This is a genomic window from Kribbella sp. NPDC049174 (assembly GCF_043197365.1).
Lineage (GTDB): Bacteria > Actinomycetota > Actinomycetes > Propionibacteriales > Kribbellaceae > Kribbella.
The window spans coordinates 92832-109599 of sequence record NZ_JBICSZ010000014.1 but is presented as its reverse complement, the minus strand read 5'-3'; the positions used below and the strand labels follow the sequence as shown (position 1 = coordinate 109599).

The window sequence follows — 16768 nt, the reverse complement described above, 5'->3', positions numbered from 1 at the left end:
CGGCGGCGCCTCGCGCTCCAGGCGCCGCCGGGGGACACCCCGGCTCCTCGATCACAGTCCGCCCCGGCTGAACGCAGTACCAGAAGAACCGGTTCGACGAAGGAGTAGAGGAATGGCTCGACCGATCACCCTGTTCACCGGCCAGTGGGCCGACCTGCCGTTCGAGGAGGTGGCCCGGCTGGCGTCGTCGTGGGGTTACGAAGGGCTGGAGATCGCCTGCTGGGGTGACCATCTCGACGTACGGCGCGCCGCCGAGGACGACGCGTACATTCGCGACCGCCGCGACATCCTGGACAAGTACAACCTCAAGGTGTGGACGATCTCCAACCACCTGCTCGGCCAGGCGGTCTGCGACGACCCGATCGACCAGCGCCACCAGGCGATCCTGCCCGCGCACATCTGGGGCGATGGCGACCCCGAGGGCGTCCGGCAACGTGCTGCCGAGGAGATGAAGACGACCGCCCGGGCGGCCCGTGCGCTCGGCGTCGACGTGGTCGTCGGGTTCACCGGCTCGGCGATCTGGAAGACGGTGGCGATGTTCCCACCGGTGCCGCCGGCCATGATCGAGGCCGGCTACAAGGACTTCGCGGATCGGTGGAACCCGATCCTCGACGTCTTCGACGAGGTGGGCGTCCGGTTCGCCCACGAGGTGCACCCGTCCGAGATCGCCTACGACTACTGGTCGACCACCTCGACGCTGGAGGCGATCGGGCACCGGGAGGCGTTCGGGCTCAACTGGGACCCGTCGCACTTCGTCTGGCAGGACCTCGACCCGGTCGGCTTCCTGTGGGACTTCAAGGACCGGATCTACCACGTCGACTGCAAGGACGCGAAGCGCCAGGTCGGCAACGGCCGCAACGGCCGGATGGGTTCGCACCTGGCCTGGGGCGACCCGCGCCGCGGCTGGGACTTCGTGTCCACCGGCCACGGCGACGTCCCGTGGGAGGCGTGCTTCCGGATGCTGAACACGATCGGGTACGACGGCCCGATCTCGGTGGAATGGGAGGACGCCGGGATGGATCGCCTGGTCGGCGCGGCCGAAGCCCTCCAGTTCGTCCGTTCCCTGGCCTTCGACCCGCCGACCGCCTCCTTCGACGCCGCCTTCTCTTCCTGAACGACCTGACGAACTGCCGGAGGTCCCCGACCACCAGATCGGGGACCTCCGGGTTTACGCTCGATGGCATGACAGCTGGCAGGTACGTCGCGCGGATCGTCGAGGTTCCGGATCACGGCATCAGGTTCGAGCCGGCGGCCGACTCGGTTGCGCCGGAACAGCCGACCGAGGTGAATCTGCTCGGCATGGCGATCGCGCTGGCGCTCGGAGCCGCCGGGTACCGGCATCACGCCGAACAGCGCGATCCGGAGCTCCAGACCCTCGACGCGCTGCTCAGCGGCGACGCGGTGATGCCGTGGCGTGCGGCCGCCGAGTCCGGCGAGGATGCGCCGTACATCGTCTGCGAATTGAACGACGGCCGCCCGACCTGCGAGGTCCGGCCCAGCGCCGACTGAGCCGGTGGACGCGATCTGGCCCGCGGCGCCTTCGCTCCGGCGACCGCGGATTCTGCAGCAAGGGTGGCGTGATCTGACCTTCCTGCACTGGGCCGTGGACCCGTCCGACGTCGCGCATTTCTTTCCACCTGGTGTCAGGCCGGACACCTTCGAGGGACGTACGTTCGTCGGCCTCGTGCCGTTCCGGATGATCGACACCGGTCTTCCGCACGGGCCGGCGGTCCCGTACTTGGGTACGTTCCTGGAAACCAACATCCGCCTGTACTCCGTCGACACCTCAGGCCGGCGCGGTGTCGTCTTCCTCAGCCTGGACGCCGACCGCCTGGCTGTCGTCACGGCCGCCCGAACCGTCTTCGGCCTCCCGTACCGCTGGGCTCGCATGACCCATGTTGCTGACGGCAACCACCACACCTACACGTCGACACTCCGGTGGCCAGGTGTCCGAGCCTCCGTTGCGATCGGCGTACGCACAGGCCAACCGGTGGAGCTCGGGCCGCTGGAGCATTTCCTCACCGCGCGCTGGGGTCTGCACATCTCGCGAGCCGGCCGCACCTGGTACCTCCCCAACCAGCACCCAGCCTGGACGCTCCACGCCGCGGAGCTGGTCAGCTTCGAGGACGAGGGACTGTTGGCCTCAGTAGGCCTCGGCCATCTGACCAACCCACCGGACCACGTCGCCTACAGCCCCGGGGTCCCAGCAGAGTTCGCGCTGCCATTCCGCGCCTAGTGCTGGTCACGCCATCAATTCGGCGGTCTGCTTGCTGATGAAGGGCAGCCCGACCTGCTCCGACCACCGCTTGACCTCGGTCGCCAGTGCGCGTGCACCGGCCGTGTCGCCTTCAGCTCGCAGAAGAACAGCCAGCAACGTCTGCTGAGCCAGCGCTCCGAGAAGGTGGCCCACCTTCTGCCGAAGCTCGGTCGACTGCTCCCACTGCCGTCGCGCCTGCTCGAGATCGCCGGCCGTGTGCGCGTGGTCGCCGAGGTGGCGCAACGCCAACGAAACCAGGAGATCGTCCGAACAACCTTCCCCGAGCGCGAGGGCTTCGGTGTAACAGGCGAAAGCGGTCTCGTGCTTGCCGAGCAGGTTGTCGGCAATGAGTCCCGCGTAGAAGCACGCCATCCCGCGCCGGGCGCCATCAGGAGCCCTGTCTCGAAGCCCTTCGACCCACCCCGCCAGCTCCTCACCGCCGGCACCCGGGTCGGACTGCTGCGAGGTGCTGAAGAGCTTCGTTGCGTACTTCTTCCGGAGGAACAGCATCTCGAGGTCCCAGGCAGCTGTGGGGTCGGGCAACGCGGTGAGAGCTTCGGCCGCGGCGGCGAGGGCTGGGGCGGCGTGGTCTGTCTGCTGGGCGAAGTCTTGGTCTACCGCGACCTCGGCTCGCGCAAGGCTCAGGGCGCGCTGGTCGGCCGGGTTGTCGGCGGTTGCGGCGCGAAGGAGGTCGGTGGCGGCTGTCCACTGAGCAGCGCGCATCAGGTGGGTGGCGGCGGTGATGACGGCGGGTACGGCGAGCTCGGCCATGGAATGTCCTCACGGATGAGTTGGTGGTGATGCTCGCAGAGTATTTCGACGTCGAAATATTTGACAACTAACCTTCAGTCACTGAAAAGTTAGATGGGTGAAGGATTCGGTGGATGACCATGTCGACCTCTGGGCCAACGAGCTGCCCGACCTGGATCGCAGGGTCGAGGGGATCGCGGTCCGGTTGCAGGTGCTGACGAAGTACCTGGATCGGCACCGGGACGCGGTGCTGGCCGAGTACGGGCTGCAGTGGTGGGAGTTCAAGACCCTCCACATGCTTCGTCGCGGAGGTACGCCGTACCGCGCCACGCCGGGGGAGTTGGCCAAGCAGCTGGGCATGTCGGCGGCCGCGCTCACCAACCGCCTGGACGCGCTCGAGAAACGCGGGTACGTCGAACGCACCCACGACCGTGACGACCGCCGCAAGGTGGGCGCAACCCTCACTCCCGCCGGCCACAAGCTGTGGGAACGAGGCATCGACCAGATCCAGCACGTCGAACAGACCCTGATCCACGAGCTCTCCTCCAGCGACCAGATCCGCCTGGAAGCCCTCCTCCGCCGCCTCGTCCAGGCCACGGAGAGAAAGTCCGGCTGACCCGGTGCAGACCAGGCTGCGAACCAGCCGGCGACCCCGGTCTCCCGGCCGCCGCTGGTCGACGGACTCGTGCCGGGGCTCAGGAGATGCGGCGCCGGACGCGATGGACGGCCAGGACGATCAGGATCGCCGCCAGAGCAAGGAAGATGCCGGTCTCGATCGCCTGGAACAGCCAGAACCTGCCGGCGGGCTGATAGACCTGCAGGTTGTAGAGCCCTTCTTCGCAGCCTTCTGGCACTGGTCCGGTCGGCGTCGCGGTCGGTGGCGGCGATTCGATCCGGCATGACCGTTGCTGGTTCGCCGCAATCTGCACACCTGACGCATCGTAGATGCCGGTGCGGATGATCCAGTCGCCGTTCAGCTGGTTCGGTTCGACATTGCTGGTGACGGGGAACGTGCGCTCCCGCTGCGCCTGGAAGTGCGGCCGAGCCACTCCGGCGAGCACGAGTCGTACGGCGAGGAAGCCGACCAGGGTGGTGGCCATCGCCGTCATCACCTGCGGAGTCACGGTGCCGGCGAAGATGCCGAGCGCGACCGCGAAGAGCGTATAGCCGATCGGCACGATTCCCTGCTGGTCGAAGATCAGCACCGTGAAGCGGCTGCCGTTCGCCCCGTTCAGAGGACGGATCCACCAGTTCATCAGCAGGGTGTAACCGACGGCGACCGCAAGGCAGCCTGCTCCGACCAGACCGAACTTGACCAGCGCCCAGCGGAGCCTGCTGACCCCCTGCGTCCAGACCAGCCGGTGCGTACCGTGCTCGACCTCACGGGCGACCAGTGGCGCACCGAGGAACAACCCGACCAGCAGGGGCAGCACCGCGAGCAGGACCGCGAGCGGCTGCAGGTTGCCGAACCGAGCCAGGAACTGGTTCGCGAGCTCACCGCAGTCGGTCTGCGAATCGTCGCCGACGGCAACGAACTCGGAGTCGGCTGTCCGGTGCAGACAGTCCGCCAGGCCGCTGTCGGTGAAGACGTCGTGCATCCTGAGGCCGGTCGGCACGATCAGCGCGGCGACCGCGGCCATGGCGAGGAGCAGGAACAGAACCTGTTGGCGGTGCTGCCGCCACGTCATCCAGATCATGACCTCAGATCCATCCCGAGCGGCGTCGGTCCCGGCAGGACTCCCGCGGATGGTTCGGCGAGGTAGGCGAGGACCAGTTCCTCGAGGCTGAGGTCACGGACGGCCCAGGCCGGGTCGAGGATCGGCCCGTTGGTGCGCACCAGCAGGGTCGTCTGCTTGTCGGTGTGACTGTCCCGGACGACGGCCGCCACCCCCACCGGCGCCGTCGAGCGACGCGGACCGATCAGCAGCTTGTGTTCGGCCAGGAGATCGTCGACAGCGCCGATCACCTGCACCCGCGACTCCTGCAGCACGATCAGGTAGTCGCAGACCCGTTCCAGGTCGGCCACCAGATGCGATGACAGCAGGACGGTCGTGCCGTCGTCCGCCACGGCTCCCATCAGCGCTTGCAGGAACTCGCGCCGGGCCAGCGGGTCGAGGCTCGCGACCGGCTCGTCCAGGAGCAGGAGCTCAGGGCGCTTGGCCAATGCGAGAGCCAGCGCCACCTGGGCCCGCTGGCCGCCGGACAGCTTGCCGACCTTGCGATCGAACGGGATTCGCAGCCGTTCGAGTCGACCGGATGCGAGCTCGGAATCCCAGTGCTGGTTGAGCTTCTGGCCCATCCGGAGCAGATCCGGAACGGTGAAATCCGGGTACATCGGCGCATCCTGGGCGACGAACCCGACCTGCGTCAGCAGTCCGGTGTCGGAGGCCGGCGTACGGCCGAGAACGCGGACGGATCCGGCGTCCGGCCGGAGTAGTCCGACCGCGAGGTGCAGCAGGGTCGTCTTGCCCGCACCATTCGGGCCGACCAGGGCGGCCACCCGGCCAGTCGGGAGCCGCAGCGTGCAGTCCCGCAAGGCCCAGGTCCGGCCGTACCGCTTGCCCAGGCCGGTGGTCTCGAGCGCCGTCCTCATGCCTGCTCTACCCCCTCCTGAAACGTGGCCCGCAGGGTGGTCTCGACCAGGGCGACGATGTCCTCCTGATCCAGTCCGGCGGTCGCGGCCCGGTTGAGCCAGCCGACCAACTCGTGCCGGAGTGCGGCTTGATTCGCCAGCGACGGGCCGGCCAGCGATCGTGTCACGAAGGTGCCGACGCCTGGGCGCGCGGAGACGAGCCCTTCGAGTTCCAGCTGCCGGTAGGCCTTCAGGACGGTGTTGGGGTTGATCGCCAGAGCCTCCGCGACCTCCCGCACCCGGGGCAGCTGGTCACCCGGGTCGATCAGGCCGAGCCGTAGCGACTGCCGGACCTGCTGCACCAGTTGCATGTACGTCGCGACCTTCGAGTGACCGTCGAGATGGAACTCGATCACGCCACACCTCCCTATTGTCCTACTCAAGTAAGACAATAAGACAACTGGCCACGTCTGACTAGATGCCCGTGAGCGATGTCAAGAAGCCGCGATCGGCTCCGACTTCCAGATGTAGGCACCCGCACCGGGCGCCCCGATCTGGAGGACGGACAGATGGAACCGCTGAACCTGATGGTCTCCCTCACCCACTTCGGCAACACCCAGCCGACCATCCCCCCGAAGCAGCCCAAGCGCCGCGCGACCAAGCGTGGAAACGAGCCGCAGCACGCGCATGAGACGAGCACTGCCCGTCGTGCGATCCGCTGGCTCCGCACCGCCGGAGCCCGCTGACGCCGGTGGGGTCAGGCGGGGGGTGCGGACCCAGGGGTGGTTGTGGCGACCGGGAGGAAGCCCGAGCCTTGAGGATTCGCGGCCGCGGAGACGTTCGGATCGTCAGTGGGGTGGGCGGTACATCGAGTAGTGGATGGGGCCGTGGTGGGGGAGCTCCAGTTCGGCGGTGACGGTGAAGCCGAGGGACTCGTAGAACGTGAGGTTGGTGGGTTCCGAGGTCTCCAGGAAGGCGGGGGAGTGCTCGGCATCGGCGGCGGCCAGGCCGGGGGTGATGACGGCTCGGCCCAGGCCCTGGTTCTGACGGTCCGGATCGACGCCGACCAGGACGAGGAACCAGACCGGCTCGCGTGGCCGGAAGATGCCCATCGCCTGCTCACACTCCTTGGCCAGGGCGGCCCGCGACCCCGCGAGCTTCGTGAACTCGTCGGCGTGCGGGGCGAAGGCGTCCGGGGGAGTGGCCGGGGTGGTCCAGACGGCGACGGCGCTGGTGTCGTCGGTGACCCAGACCCGGCCGTGCGGCAGGCCGATCCCGGTCAGGAACAGTCGCTGGTACCGCGTCAGCCGGTCGAGGTAGTCGTCCGGGTCGAGGCCGAGCCGCGTCATCGGGTAGTCCTCGAACGCGCGGGCCAGGGTGCGGACCGCCGCGTCGACGTCCGTCTCCGATGCCTGCCGCACCTGCATGCACCGAGCTTACGTTTCCGAGCCTACGTTTTGAGCGTCCGCACGATCAGGTCCGCGACGGCTCGCATGCCGGCCGCGTTCGGGTGGTACGGGACGACAGCGCCGGGGAATCCCGGCGGGCGGAGGGTGAATCCGGTCGTCCAGGGCTCGGGTGAGCCGATCGCGTGCTGCCGGCTCGCGGCCGATGACACGACCAGGTCGGCACCTGCGGTGGCGGCCGCCTTGGCGAAGGCGGCGGAGAGGCCGTCGGCCATCATCGCGATGCTGGGCAACTGTTCCTCGTTGAGCGGTACGTCGCGACGCGGACGAGTGCTCGGTCCGACCAGTGTCAGGTAGTCGACCAGGACGATGCGCGACGCAGGAGCCCGCTCCCGCACCCGCTCGACGACGGTGACGAGGGAGTCGGTGACTGCCTGGTAGGCGGCGTCGTCCTTGAGGTAGCTGACCCGGGCGCGGATCCGGTTCGCGACGCGGCGGCCGAGGATGGTCGCTGGTTTGGCGAGGGTGTTGAGCATGCTGCCTCGGATGAACGTCCCGACGTACTCGAGATCGTTGCCTCCGACAGTGATCGTGACCAGGGCGGTGTCCGGTCCGACGGCGTCGAGTTGGGGTGGAGCCTCGTCCTGCGGAGTGTCGAGGATGTTCGCGGTGGTCGCGCCGGAGTACGTGACGTCGACGAGGTCGAGCCCGAGCTCGGCGGCGACCAGGTGCGGGTAGTTGTTGCCCGAACGCCCCGCCGCCTTGTGCACGATCGGGTTGATTCCTGGGCCCGCGGCGAACGAGCTGCCGAGGGCGACGTACCGGCTGCCGGGTGCGATCACCGCACCACCCTAGCCGCGACCTGCCCCGATGAGGCCGGCGCCGCCAGAACGGGCCCGGTGGGGCGGAGCTGCCTGCTCCAGCAGGCACACTCCGGTTCCTTGGCATACTGCACGGCGTGAGTGACGACGAGTTCGGGACAGCTGGGATTCGCGAGCGGGTGCTGGCTGGGTGGGCGGCGGCTCCGGTGCGGTTTCGGGAGGACGCGAACGCCGAAGAGGATCTGGCGCTCGGCGGGTACGTCGACCGGGTCGTTGTCGAGTTGGCCCAGAACGCGGCGGATGCGGCTGCTCGGGCGGGAGTGGATGGGCGGGTGCTCTTCTCGTTCCGGGGGAGCACGTTGGTGGTTGCGAACACCGGTGCGCCGCTGACCGCTGACGGGGTTGAGTCGCTGGCGACGTTGCGGGCGTCGGCGAAGCGGGACGAGGGCGCGGTGGGGCGGTTCGGGGTCGGGTTCTCCGCTGTGCTGGCGGTGACGGATGAGCCGGTGATTCTGTCGCGGTCCGGTGGGGTGCGGTTCTCGAAGGCGGATACGGCGGCGGCGATCGCGGGGCTGGGGTCTGCTGGACTTGATACGGAGGTACGGCGGCGTGACGGCCAGGTGCCTGTGTTGCGCCTGCCGTTCGAGGCGGAGGGGGAGCCGCCGGAGGGGTACGACACTGCCGTCATCCTGCCGCTGCGCGATGAGGCAGCTGCCGCGCTCGTACGCCGTTTGCTCGACGACGCCGGTGATGCGCTCCTCCTGGCGCTGCCTGGTCTCGAACGCATCGAGATCGAGACGGTTGAGGGTCGTCGCACCCTGGCGGACGCCGAGTCCCGCTGGCATGTGCATCGTGTGGCCGGTGTCTTCGATGAGCAGGAAAGACAACAGCTACTGGCCGACCGCCCGACGGAGGAACGCTCCCGCCCTCAGTGGTCTGTGCTCTGGGCGCTTCCACGTGACGAGGCTGTCGCGCTTCCAGGAGTCGTGCAGGCGCCGACCCCGACCGACGAGCCGTTGAGTCTCCGGGCGTTGCTGTTGGCGAGTTTTCCGTTGGATCCGACGCGGCGGCATGTGGCGCAGGGAGCGTTGACGGATCGGTTGGTGCGGGAGGCGGGCAGCGCGTACGCCGAGTTGCTGCGGCGACGTGTTGAGGATGGGGACGACGTGCTGCAGCTGGTGCCCACTGGGCTGGCGGCGGGGGCGTTGGATCGGGCGATCCGGGACGAGATTGTTGCGGTGCTGCCTGGGACGGCGATTCTCAGGGGAGTGGAGGACGGGGAGCTGCTCCGGCCGCGGGATGCGGTCGTGGTGGAGGGCGCGGATGACGCGTTCACTGCTGTGCTCGCGCCGATCGTGCCCGGGCTGATCCGGTCGAGTCTGCAATTCCGCACCGCGCTGGACGTACTCGGAGTCCGCAGGCTCGAGCTGGCCGAGGTCGTCGACCAACTCGGCGTGGAGGAATCACCCGAGTGGTGGCGCACCCTCTACGCGTCACTCGCCGGCATGGTGAAGGACGCGCTGCTGCGCGAATCCCTCGGCACTCTGCCCGTCCCGCTCGCCGACGGCCGCCTCGTCCGCGTTGTCCGCGGCCTGCTGCTCCCCGGCCCGGAGCTCCCCGTCGACGTGCTGAAGGAATTCGGTGAGTACGGCGTACGCATCGTCCACCCCGACGCCGTCGACCCAGCGCTCGAACGACTCGGCGCCCTCCCGGCGACTCCACGGACGTTGCTGGAGGACAGCGCCGTACGCACCGCGGTCGAGCACTCGCTGGAAGCCGACGATCCGGACGGGATCGCGCACGCTGTCCTGAGCCTGGTCGCCGCCGATCCGACCCAAGCAGAGGGACTGTGGTGGCTCGCCGACCTCGCGTTGCGGGACGACGAAGGCGACCTGGTCCCGGCGAACGCGCTCGTCATCCGCGGCTCCGAAGCCGAGTCTGTCCTCGACGAGGATGAGGTCGCACCGGTCGACCGGGCGCTCCTCGATCGCTACGGACTGCCTGCGCTTGAGGCGGTCGGCGTACTCGCGACCCTCGGTGTCGTCACCGCCTCGGATGTCGCCCTCGACGAGTTGCCCGAGTCCCTCAACGATCTCGACGGCATCGAGGACTGGGCGTACGACGTGGCACCGGACGGATCCCGGTACGGTGCAACCGTCGGCGAACTCGCAGCGATCCGCGACCTCGACTGGATCACCGATGACGCCTGGCCGCGGGTCCTGGAACTGTTCGGCTCGTCACCCGATCTCCGCCGCGCGCTGGTCACCCAGGTCCGCGTGGTCGGTCCCGATGACCGGCCGCTCGGCGTCCCGCCGTACTCGGCCTGGTGGATCCGTGAGCGCGTGATGCTCGAGGACGGCGAACCCCTGGCCGGCCGGGCCGATCCGGATGCCGATCCGGTGCTGGCGAGCTTCCTCGACGAGGCGCCGGCGTGGACGGCCGGACTCGATCCCGAGGTGCGTACGGCGGTCGGACTGGTCCGCGAGGTCGGCGATCTCGATGCCGACGGCATCAGTCTGCTGCTGGAACGTCTGGCCGACCCGGAACGGGACGTCGAGGAGAGCGCGATCCTGCGGTTGTGGAGTCAGCTCGGCACGCTGTCGGTGTTCCCGGGTGATGCGCCGGAGCAGGTCCGGGTCCTCGCGGACGACGGTGAGACTCGCGTCGCCGAGGCCGGCCGGGCGGTGGTCGTCGACGGTCCGATGTGGTTGCAGCGTGAGGATCTGGGCGGTTTCGTGGTCGCCTCCGGTGCGGCCGCGGACGGGTTGAGCGACCTGTTCGACGTACCGATGGCACAGGAAGTTGCCCAGGGCAAGATCGACGGCGCCGGTACGGCGGCCGACGTGCCGGCGATCGTGCGCGAACTGGTCCCGGAGGTCCCGCCGACGTGGTGGGAGCACGAGGAACTCATGGTGGACGGGGTCGAGGTGTCGTGGTGGGTGGACGACGAAGGTGCTCCGCATGCGGCCACGTTCGACGGGCTGGCCAAGGCACTCGCGTGGGCGAGCGGCCGGTGGGACCAACGGCACGTGATCCGCGCGGTGCTCAACGAACCCGACCGCAGCTCCGAACTCCTGGTCGACGCAGCGTTCGACTAACGACTCGCCAGGTCTCGCAACGCCGGATTGTCGATGTCGGCGCTCAGCGACCGCGCGGCTGCGGCGGCCCGTTGATCTCCCAGCCGACCGAGGTGAAGCTGGGCGTGAACCTGCATCTCCCGCAGGTCACACCGGCCGGCGAGCGAGGAGAGACTGCTCGCCAGTCGCCGGGCCCGCTCCTCGTCGGATTGATCGAGGGCGGTCCCGACGGCGGTGTCGAGGACATGCGCGTGCACCCACTGATAGCGATCCGGTTCGCGACTGGCCCGGGTCAACGCCAGATCGAACCACTCGGTCGCGCCCGGGTAGTCGCCCCGACCGGCGTGCAGGAGAGCCAGCCCGCGGCCGGCCATCCCTTCCCAGCACGGATCGTTCAGCTGGCAGCCAAGCGCCCAGGCCTGCTCGAACCCCTCGGCCGAGTTGTCGAGCTTCCCGGCGTACAGATCGAGCTCGGCGGCCAGCGCCTGCGGCCAGGGCAGGAAGGCGATCCAGCGCTCCTGCCGGACGAGGTCAAGCGATTCGGCCAGGATCGTCGCGGCCTGGCTGTACTCCGAACGCAACAGATGCGCCCGGCCGACCAGGGACAGTGACCACGCCTGTTGCCGATGATCGCCACAGCGGGCAGCGAGCTCGGCCGATTCCCCCAACTGCTCGAAGGCAGCCGGGTAGTCGGCCCGGTCCGAGGAGTTCATGCCCCGTACGCCGAGGATCGCAGCGCACTCCGCATCGGTCTCGGCGAGGGCCTGGGCCTTGGTCAGCCACTCGTCGCCGGTCTTGCGCCGGCCGGCCTGCACCTCGATGAAACCCAGCTCGCGCAGGGCCAACACCGACGTCGCCCGTTCACCGGCTTCCTCGGCGACCGTCACGGCCTCGTGCAGGACGATCGCGCCTTCCTCGTCATGACCGCGGATCGCATGCACGAGAGCGCCGCCGAGAGCCGCAAGCGCCCGTGCCTCCAGCGTCTTGTCGTGACACTGAACCGCGAGCGCAGCGGCCTGGCGCAGGCACTGCAGACCGGCGTCGGCCGCGCCGGCCACGATCGCCGCCCGGCCGGCCTGAAGCTGACTGACGGCCGCGGCCCGTCCGCTCAGCGGTGGACCCGACTTCGGCCGAACCTCCGCGGCGTCCCGGAGTGTCTCGGACACCCCGATGCCGAGTTCGCGGCGGAACAGGTCCTCGCAGATCGCGACCTGCCGCAACGCGCTGACCCGATCGCCTGACGTGGCCATGCTCCGGATCAGCAGTTCGTGATTGCCTTGCTCATGCGGATTGATCTCGATCGCCTTTGCGGCAAAGGGAATCGCGGCGGCCGCCTGCCCGGCCGCGACCAGGGCGATGGCGTTCTGCCGCATCCGCGCTTCGACAACCCCTGCGACCCGGCGACGCTCGACCAGCAACCACGACTCGAACTCCGGACAGGACTCCAGGTCCACACCCTCGAGGAGCTCACCACCGAGCTTCAGCAGCAGCTCCGGCTCCACCGACGGCTCGGTCAACGCCAGCACATCGACGGTCGTCGTACCGTCCAGCGCTGTCACCACCGGATCACCGGTGAGCAGGTCCGGTACGCCGATCGCGCGGCGGAGCTCGGCCAACGACCACCGGAGCGCGCCGAGCGGATCCTCGGCGTCGGCGAAGAACAGCTCGGCAAGGCGGCGCCGGCTGGGCGGCCGCTCGGCCAGCAACAGATAGCCGAGCAGCGCCCATGCCTTCCGCCCGCGCGGTTGACGACCCGGCTCCCGGCCGTGCTCGATCACCGGCGGACCGAGCAGCCGAATCGTCACCATTGATCTCTCCCCCTCCCGGAGACCAGTGTCACCTGCTCAGCGGCGGATTCCCACCGCCTCGAGGTATTCCGCGCGGGCGGCGACCGTGCCGTCGTCTGCGTAGTCGAACGGACGCGGTACGTCGGCGAGCTCGCGAGCGAACTGGTTCAGGTCCTCGCCGTCCAGCGTTCCGGCCAGGCGGGTGATCGGGCCGTAGAAGTCCCGGAACCACTCGGAGAAGTGCTCCGGCGAGTGGTAGCGGAACACGAACTCGCGCCGGTTCAGCGCGACCCACTCGACCCGGTCGCCGAACAGCTCGAAGAGGTGGTCCTCGGTGCCCCACAGCGTCGGTGCCTTCACACCGGCCGGCGGCGGGGCCCACTTCGACACGGTCTTGAAGAGCTGGCCGATCATGCCGGCCGGCGTCCACGACGCCAGTGCGATCTTGCCGCCCGGAGCCGTCACCCGGACCAGCTCGTCCGCGGTCTGCTGGTGGTTCGGCGCGAACATCACGCCGACCGTGCTGCAGACCAGGTCGAACGAGGTGTCCGGAACCGGCAACTTCTCCGCGTCCCCCTCGGTGAACGTCACCGGCAGGTGTTCGGCCGCGGCGCGTTCCCGGCCCTGCTCGAGCAGATTCGCCGCGTAGTCGATGCCGGTCGCCTCGGCGAACCGCCGCGCCGCCGCCATCGCCGCGTTGCCCTGACCGCAGGCGACGTCGAGCACTCGCTGCCCGGCGCGGACGTCGGCGGCCTCGACCAGGAGCTCGGCGATGATCTGCAGCGTGTTGCCGACCCGCGGGTAGTCGCCGGTCTGCCAGGCAGCCCGCTGCTTGTCCTTGATCGCCTCGAAGTCCACCGTCGTGTTCGTCATGTGTCTCCCCCTGGGAAATTCGCGACCGCCCGGTGCGGCCGTCGTACCGATCAAAGAGGGTCTGCGTGTGATGCGGCGTGTGACGATCCGAGGTCGTTCCCGCCTGAGGTTCGTTACGCAGAGCGAACCAACGTTGTCAGAGGTTGGTATATCGACTGATCAGCGGATTCGCGGCGATTGTTCCAACGTGGCAATGAAGTCTTGCCAACGTTGTCAACGCTACTTATAGTCCGTGGCACCTCTCGGTCGGTGATCGCCCTGTCCGCGCAACGAAAACGGAGGTGACTTTCGTCATGAACGAAGCGCCGCGCCCCCAGTTCGAAGACGTCGCTGACGTCATCCGCTACCAGCTGAGCCGTCGGACCCTGGTCGGAGGAGGCGCGGCAGCCGCGCTGACCGGCCTGCTCGCCGCCTGCTCCGGCGATGGCGGCTCGTACTCCGACAAGCCTGCCGACAACAAGCCCGCCGCGACCAAGTCGGTCCAGATCGGCAAGGCCAACATCCCGACCCCACGGGACCAGACCGTCATCGTCGGCCAGGTCGAGTACACGGTCTTCGACAGCTTCAACGGGATGATCCCGAACGGTTCCCCCGGCGGTGCCGGCGTCGAGCTCGCCACCGAGCCGTTGTTCTTCCTCAGCTTCGCCACCGGCAAGCTGACGCCGTGGCTGGCCACGGAGTACAAGTACAACGACGACCACACCGAGCTGACCATCAAGTTCGACCCGAAGGCCCACTGGAACGACGGCAAGCCGCTGGGCGCCAACGACTTCAGGTTCACCGTGATGCTCCTGAAGGACCGCCCGGACCTGTTCGGCGGCGGTGGTGAGCTGAAGGAGTTCGTGAAGGACGTCGAGGTCCCGGACCCGCACACCGCGGTGGTCAAGCTGCTCAAGCCGACCCCGCGGTTGCACTACAACTTCATCGCTGCGATCGCCGGCGCGCCGAACAACATCATGCCCGAGCACGTCTGGAAGTCGCAGGACCCGACGAAGTACAAGGACAACCCGCCGGTCCGGTCCGGCCCGTACAAGCTGAAGCAGGCGATCCGGAACCAGAAGATGTTCGTCTGGGAGAAGGACCCGAACTACTGGAACAAGGACAAGCTCGACGTCAAAGCGCAGTACGTCATCTTCCAGAGCACCTCGAAGCAGGCCGACCAGGCCTCGCTGTCGTTCGAGAAGGCCGAGTTCGACGTCGGCTCGATCGACGAGCAGCACGCCAAGCAGTTGCGCAACACCGGCTACCCGGCGCTGCAGACCACGCAGTTCCACGACCCGAACCCGCGGGTGCTGTGGCTGAACTGCGACCCGGCCCGCGGCGCGATCGCGGAGCCGAAGATGCGCCAGGCGATCAACCACTGCCTGGACCGGGAGAAGATCGGCAAGTCAGTCTGGCAGGTCGAGGTGCCGCCGGCCGTCTACCCGTGGGCCGACTACCCGACCAACGACAAGTGGAAGAACGACGAGCTGGCGAACAAGTACAAGTACGAGTACAACCTGGACAAGGCGACCCAGTTGCTCGACGAGATCGCTCCGAAGAACGCCGCCGGCAAGCGGACGTACAAGGGCAAGGAGATCAACCTCGAGATCATCACGCCCGCGCCGGTCGACAAGGACGAGTACGCGATCGCCAACGTGCTGAAGACCGACCTGGCCAAGGTCGGGGTGCCGGCCACGCTGCGCAGCCTGTCCGGCAGCGTGCACGACCAGAAGTTCCAGCGCGGCGAGTACGACATCGACTCGAGCTGGGCCGGATTCGCCATCGACCCCGAGCAGCTCTACACCGACTGGGAGAGCAGCAAGGCCCAGCCGATCGGCAAGAACGCCGCCGGCAGGAACAAGATGCGGTTCCGGGACCCGCAGTTCGACGAGATCTCCAAGAAGCTGGCCGGGATGGACCCGAACAGCGAGGAGGCGAAACCGCTGCTCGAGCAGGCGCTGGAGATCTACTTCCAGAAGCTGCCGCTGCTCCCGGTGATCCAGACCGGGTACCCGCAGTTCTTCAACACCGCGTTCTGGTCCGGCTGGCCGACCGACGACGACCTCTACGAGGTGCCGCTGAACTGGTGGCCACACTTCATCTTCGTGCTCGCCAAGATCAAGGCCACCGGGCAGAAGGGACCGGCGTGACGGCGGAAGCCCCGCCGGTGGTCACTGTCGACAAGAGCCAGGCCTCCGCACCCGTGTCCCCGGTGCGGGCCTGGTTGTCGCGGCACCCGCTGGCGGCGTACGGGCTGCGCCGGTTCGGGCTCTACCTGGTGGAGCTGTGGGGCGCGCTCACCATCGCGTTCTTCTTCTTCCGGCTGATGCCGGGTGACCCGATCCAGACGCTGATCCAGACCCTGCAGCAGAACTACATCTACAACCAGCAGGCGAGCGCCGAGCTCATCGCGCGGTACCAGCACGAGTTCGGGCTGGACGGCAACCTGTTCGCCCAGTACGTCAAGTACATGGAGAAGCTGGTCCTGCACGGCGACATGGGGCCGTCGCTGATCAACTACCCGACGCCGGCGCAGACCGTCATCCTCAGGTCGTTGCCCTGGACCATCGGACTGCTCGGCATCTCCGCCGTGCTCGCCTGGATCTTCGGCGTCGTGATCGGGGCGATCGCGGGCTGGCGGCGCGGCAAGCTCGGATCGCGGATCGCGACCAATCTGTCGATCGCGCTGTCGCACGTGCCGTACTTCTTCGTCGCGCTGATCCTGGTGTACATCTTCGCGTACACACTCGGCATGCTGCCGGCCAGATCGGCGTACGACTCGAGTATCAGTCCGGGGATCACGCCGGAGTTCATCGGCAGCGTGCTCAAGTACGGCTTCCTGCCGGCGTTCTCGATCGTGCTGATCGGGACGTTCAGCTGGATCCTGTCCACCCGGATGCTGATGATCCCGATCCTCGGCGAGGACTACCTGGTGTACGCCGAGGCCAAGGGCCTGAAGGGTTCGCGGATCCTGACCCGGTACGCGCTGCGGAACTGCTACCTGCCGCAGATCACCGCGTTCGGCATCTCGCTCGGCTTCATCTTCAACGGCAACGTGCTCGTCGAGCAGCTGTTCAACTACCCGGGGCTCGGGACGACGCTGGTCACCGCGATCCAGCAGCTCGACTTCAACACGATCCTTGGGGTGACCAACATAGCGATCTTCTCCGTGCTGACCGCCGTCCTGATCCTCGACCTCCTGCTCCCGCTGCTGGATCCGCGGGTCAAGTACTGGAAGTGATC

General features: G+C 68.2%; 16 protein-coding genes. 8 read left to right on the top strand and 8 right to left on the bottom strand.

The annotated features are described in order from the left end of the window. The first annotated feature begins 112 nt into the window (after positions 1-112). The 3 genes from ACGFIF_RS41050 (at position 113) to ACGFIF_RS41040 (ending at position 2236) form a co-directional block, all read left to right on the top strand. A complete protein-coding gene (locus tag ACGFIF_RS41050) occupies positions 113-1114 on the top strand; it encodes a sugar phosphate isomerase/epimerase family protein (protein WP_393162724.1) in 1002 nt (333 codons plus the stop codon). 68 nt (positions 1115-1182) lie between these two features. Continuing rightward, entirely contained in the window at positions 1183-1509 is a 327-nt protein-coding gene (locus ACGFIF_RS41045) for a hypothetical protein (protein ID WP_393162722.1), read from the top strand. A 4-nt stretch (positions 1510-1513) separates the two neighbouring features. Further along, the gene (locus ACGFIF_RS41040; protein WP_393162720.1) at positions 1514-2236 is read left to right on the top strand and encodes a YqjF family protein; all 723 of its coding nucleotides are present in this window, start codon (positions 1514-1516) and stop codon (positions 2234-2236) included. Positions 2237-2242: 6 nt separating this feature from the next. Here the strand turns inward: ACGFIF_RS41040 and ACGFIF_RS41035 are convergent, their stop codons facing one another. Continuing rightward, positions 2243-3028 (bottom strand): tetratricopeptide repeat protein, encoded by a 786-nt coding sequence (locus tag ACGFIF_RS41035; protein WP_393162718.1) that lies wholly within the window; start codon positions 3026-3028, stop codon positions 2243-2245. Between the two features lie 97 nt (positions 3029-3125). On the opposite strand from ACGFIF_RS41035, the gene ACGFIF_RS41030 reads away from it, so the two are divergent. Next, positions 3126-3623: a MarR family winged helix-turn-helix transcriptional regulator gene (locus ACGFIF_RS41030; RefSeq protein WP_393162716.1), complete on the top strand. Its 498-nt coding sequence runs from the start codon at positions 3126-3128 to the stop codon at positions 3621-3623. 79 nt (positions 3624-3702) lie between these two features. Here the strand turns inward: ACGFIF_RS41030 and ACGFIF_RS41025 are convergent, their stop codons facing one another. Genes ACGFIF_RS41025 through ACGFIF_RS41015 form a run of 3 tightly spaced genes read right to left on the bottom strand, consistent with a single transcriptional unit; the run spans position 3703 to position 5995 of the window. Next, positions 3703-4704, bottom strand: coding sequence for an ABC transporter permease (locus ACGFIF_RS41025; RefSeq protein WP_393162714.1), 1002 nt, complete (start codon positions 4702-4704; stop codon positions 3703-3705). Beyond that, positions 4701-5600 (bottom strand): ABC transporter ATP-binding protein, encoded by a 900-nt coding sequence (locus ACGFIF_RS41020; protein ID WP_393162712.1) that lies wholly within the window; start codon positions 5598-5600, stop codon positions 4701-4703. The genes ACGFIF_RS41025 and ACGFIF_RS41020 overlap by 4 nt, the downstream gene beginning before the upstream one ends. After that, on the bottom strand, positions 5597-5995 hold the full coding sequence (locus ACGFIF_RS41015; protein ID WP_337006691.1) for a GntR family transcriptional regulator: 399 nt from the start codon (positions 5993-5995) through the stop codon (positions 5597-5599). The genes ACGFIF_RS41020 and ACGFIF_RS41015 overlap by 4 nt, the downstream gene beginning before the upstream one ends. 153 nt (positions 5996-6148) lie before the next feature. On the opposite strand from ACGFIF_RS41015, the gene ACGFIF_RS41010 reads away from it, so the two are divergent. Next, a complete protein-coding gene (locus ACGFIF_RS41010; RefSeq protein WP_393162709.1) occupies positions 6149-6325 on the top strand; it encodes a hypothetical protein in 177 nt (58 codons plus the stop codon). 102 nt (positions 6326-6427) lie between these two features. Here the strand turns inward: ACGFIF_RS41010 and ACGFIF_RS41005 are convergent, their stop codons facing one another. Together ACGFIF_RS41005 and ACGFIF_RS41000 are read right to left on the bottom strand one after the other, a co-directional pair. After that, positions 6428-7006, bottom strand: a complete 579-nt coding sequence (locus ACGFIF_RS41005) for a GNAT family N-acetyltransferase (RefSeq protein WP_393162707.1) — start codon at positions 7004-7006, stop codon at positions 6428-6430. 23 nt (positions 7007-7029) lie between these two features. Continuing rightward, positions 7030-7827 (bottom strand): SGNH/GDSL hydrolase family protein, encoded by a 798-nt coding sequence (locus tag ACGFIF_RS41000; RefSeq protein WP_393162705.1) that lies wholly within the window; start codon positions 7825-7827, stop codon positions 7030-7032. Between the two features lie 116 nt (positions 7828-7943). Here ACGFIF_RS41000 and ACGFIF_RS40995 point away from each other — a divergent pair, with 116 nt between their 5' ends. Then, the gene (locus ACGFIF_RS40995; protein WP_393162703.1) at positions 7944-10904 is read left to right on the top strand and encodes a sacsin N-terminal ATP-binding-like domain-containing protein; all 2961 of its coding nucleotides are present in this window, start codon (positions 7944-7946) and stop codon (positions 10902-10904) included. Here ACGFIF_RS40995 and ACGFIF_RS40990 read toward each other — a convergent pair. Next, positions 10901-12691: a BTAD domain-containing putative transcriptional regulator gene (locus ACGFIF_RS40990; RefSeq protein ID WP_393162701.1), complete on the bottom strand. Its 1791-nt coding sequence runs from the start codon at positions 12689-12691 to the stop codon at positions 10901-10903. The genes ACGFIF_RS40995 and ACGFIF_RS40990 overlap by 4 nt on opposite strands. 36 nt (positions 12692-12727) lie before the next feature. Next, complete coding sequence (locus ACGFIF_RS40985; protein WP_393162699.1) at positions 12728-13543, bottom strand: class I SAM-dependent methyltransferase; 816 nt, start codon at positions 13541-13543, stop codon at positions 12728-12730. Positions 13544-13836: 293 nt separating this feature from the next. Between ACGFIF_RS40985 and ACGFIF_RS40980 the strand changes: the two genes are divergently transcribed. Both ACGFIF_RS40980 and ACGFIF_RS40975 read left to right on the top strand, forming a co-directional pair. Then, a complete protein-coding gene (locus tag ACGFIF_RS40980) occupies positions 13837-15675 on the top strand; it encodes an ABC transporter substrate-binding protein (RefSeq protein WP_393162697.1) in 1839 nt (612 codons plus the stop codon). Beyond that, positions 15672-16766 carry an ABC transporter permease gene (locus ACGFIF_RS40975; RefSeq protein ID WP_393162695.1) on the top strand — a complete coding sequence of 365 codons (1095 nt, stop codon included), beginning with the start codon at positions 15672-15674 and terminating at the stop codon, positions 16764-16766. The genes ACGFIF_RS40980 and ACGFIF_RS40975 overlap by 4 nt, the downstream gene beginning before the upstream one ends. Positions 16767-16768: the final 2 nt, after the last annotated feature.

Coding starts and splice junctions, on each gene's coding strand:
- ACGFIF_RS41050 (WP_393162724.1), top strand. CDS start 113: ATGGCTCGACCGATCACCCTGTTCACCGGCCAGTGGGCCGACCTGCCG.
- ACGFIF_RS41045 (WP_393162722.1), top strand. CDS start 1,183: ATGACAGCTGGCAGGTACGTCGCGCGGATCGTCGAGGTTCCGGATCAC.
- ACGFIF_RS41035 (WP_393162718.1), bottom strand. CDS start 3,028: ATGGCCGAGCTCGCCGTACCCGCCGTCATCACCGCCGCCACCCACCTG.
- ACGFIF_RS41025 (WP_393162714.1), bottom strand. CDS start 4,704: ATGATCTGGATGACGTGGCGGCAGCACCGCCAACAGGTTCTGTTCCTG.
- ACGFIF_RS41020 (WP_393162712.1), bottom strand. CDS start 5,600: ATGAGGACGGCGCTCGAGACCACCGGCCTGGGCAAGCGGTACGGCCGG.
- ACGFIF_RS41010 (WP_393162709.1), top strand. CDS start 6,149: ATGGAACCGCTGAACCTGATGGTCTCCCTCACCCACTTCGGCAACACC.
- ACGFIF_RS41005 (WP_393162707.1), bottom strand. CDS start 7,006: ATGCAGGTGCGGCAGGCATCGGAGACGGACGTCGACGCGGCGGTCCGC.
- ACGFIF_RS40990 (WP_393162701.1), bottom strand. CDS start 12,691: ATGGTGACGATTCGGCTGCTCGGTCCGCCGGTGATCGAGCACGGCCGG.
- ACGFIF_RS40985 (WP_393162699.1), bottom strand. CDS start 13,543: ATGACGAACACGACGGTGGACTTCGAGGCGATCAAGGACAAGCAGCGG.
- ACGFIF_RS40980 (WP_393162697.1), top strand. CDS start 13,837: ATGAACGAAGCGCCGCGCCCCCAGTTCGAAGACGTCGCTGACGTCATC.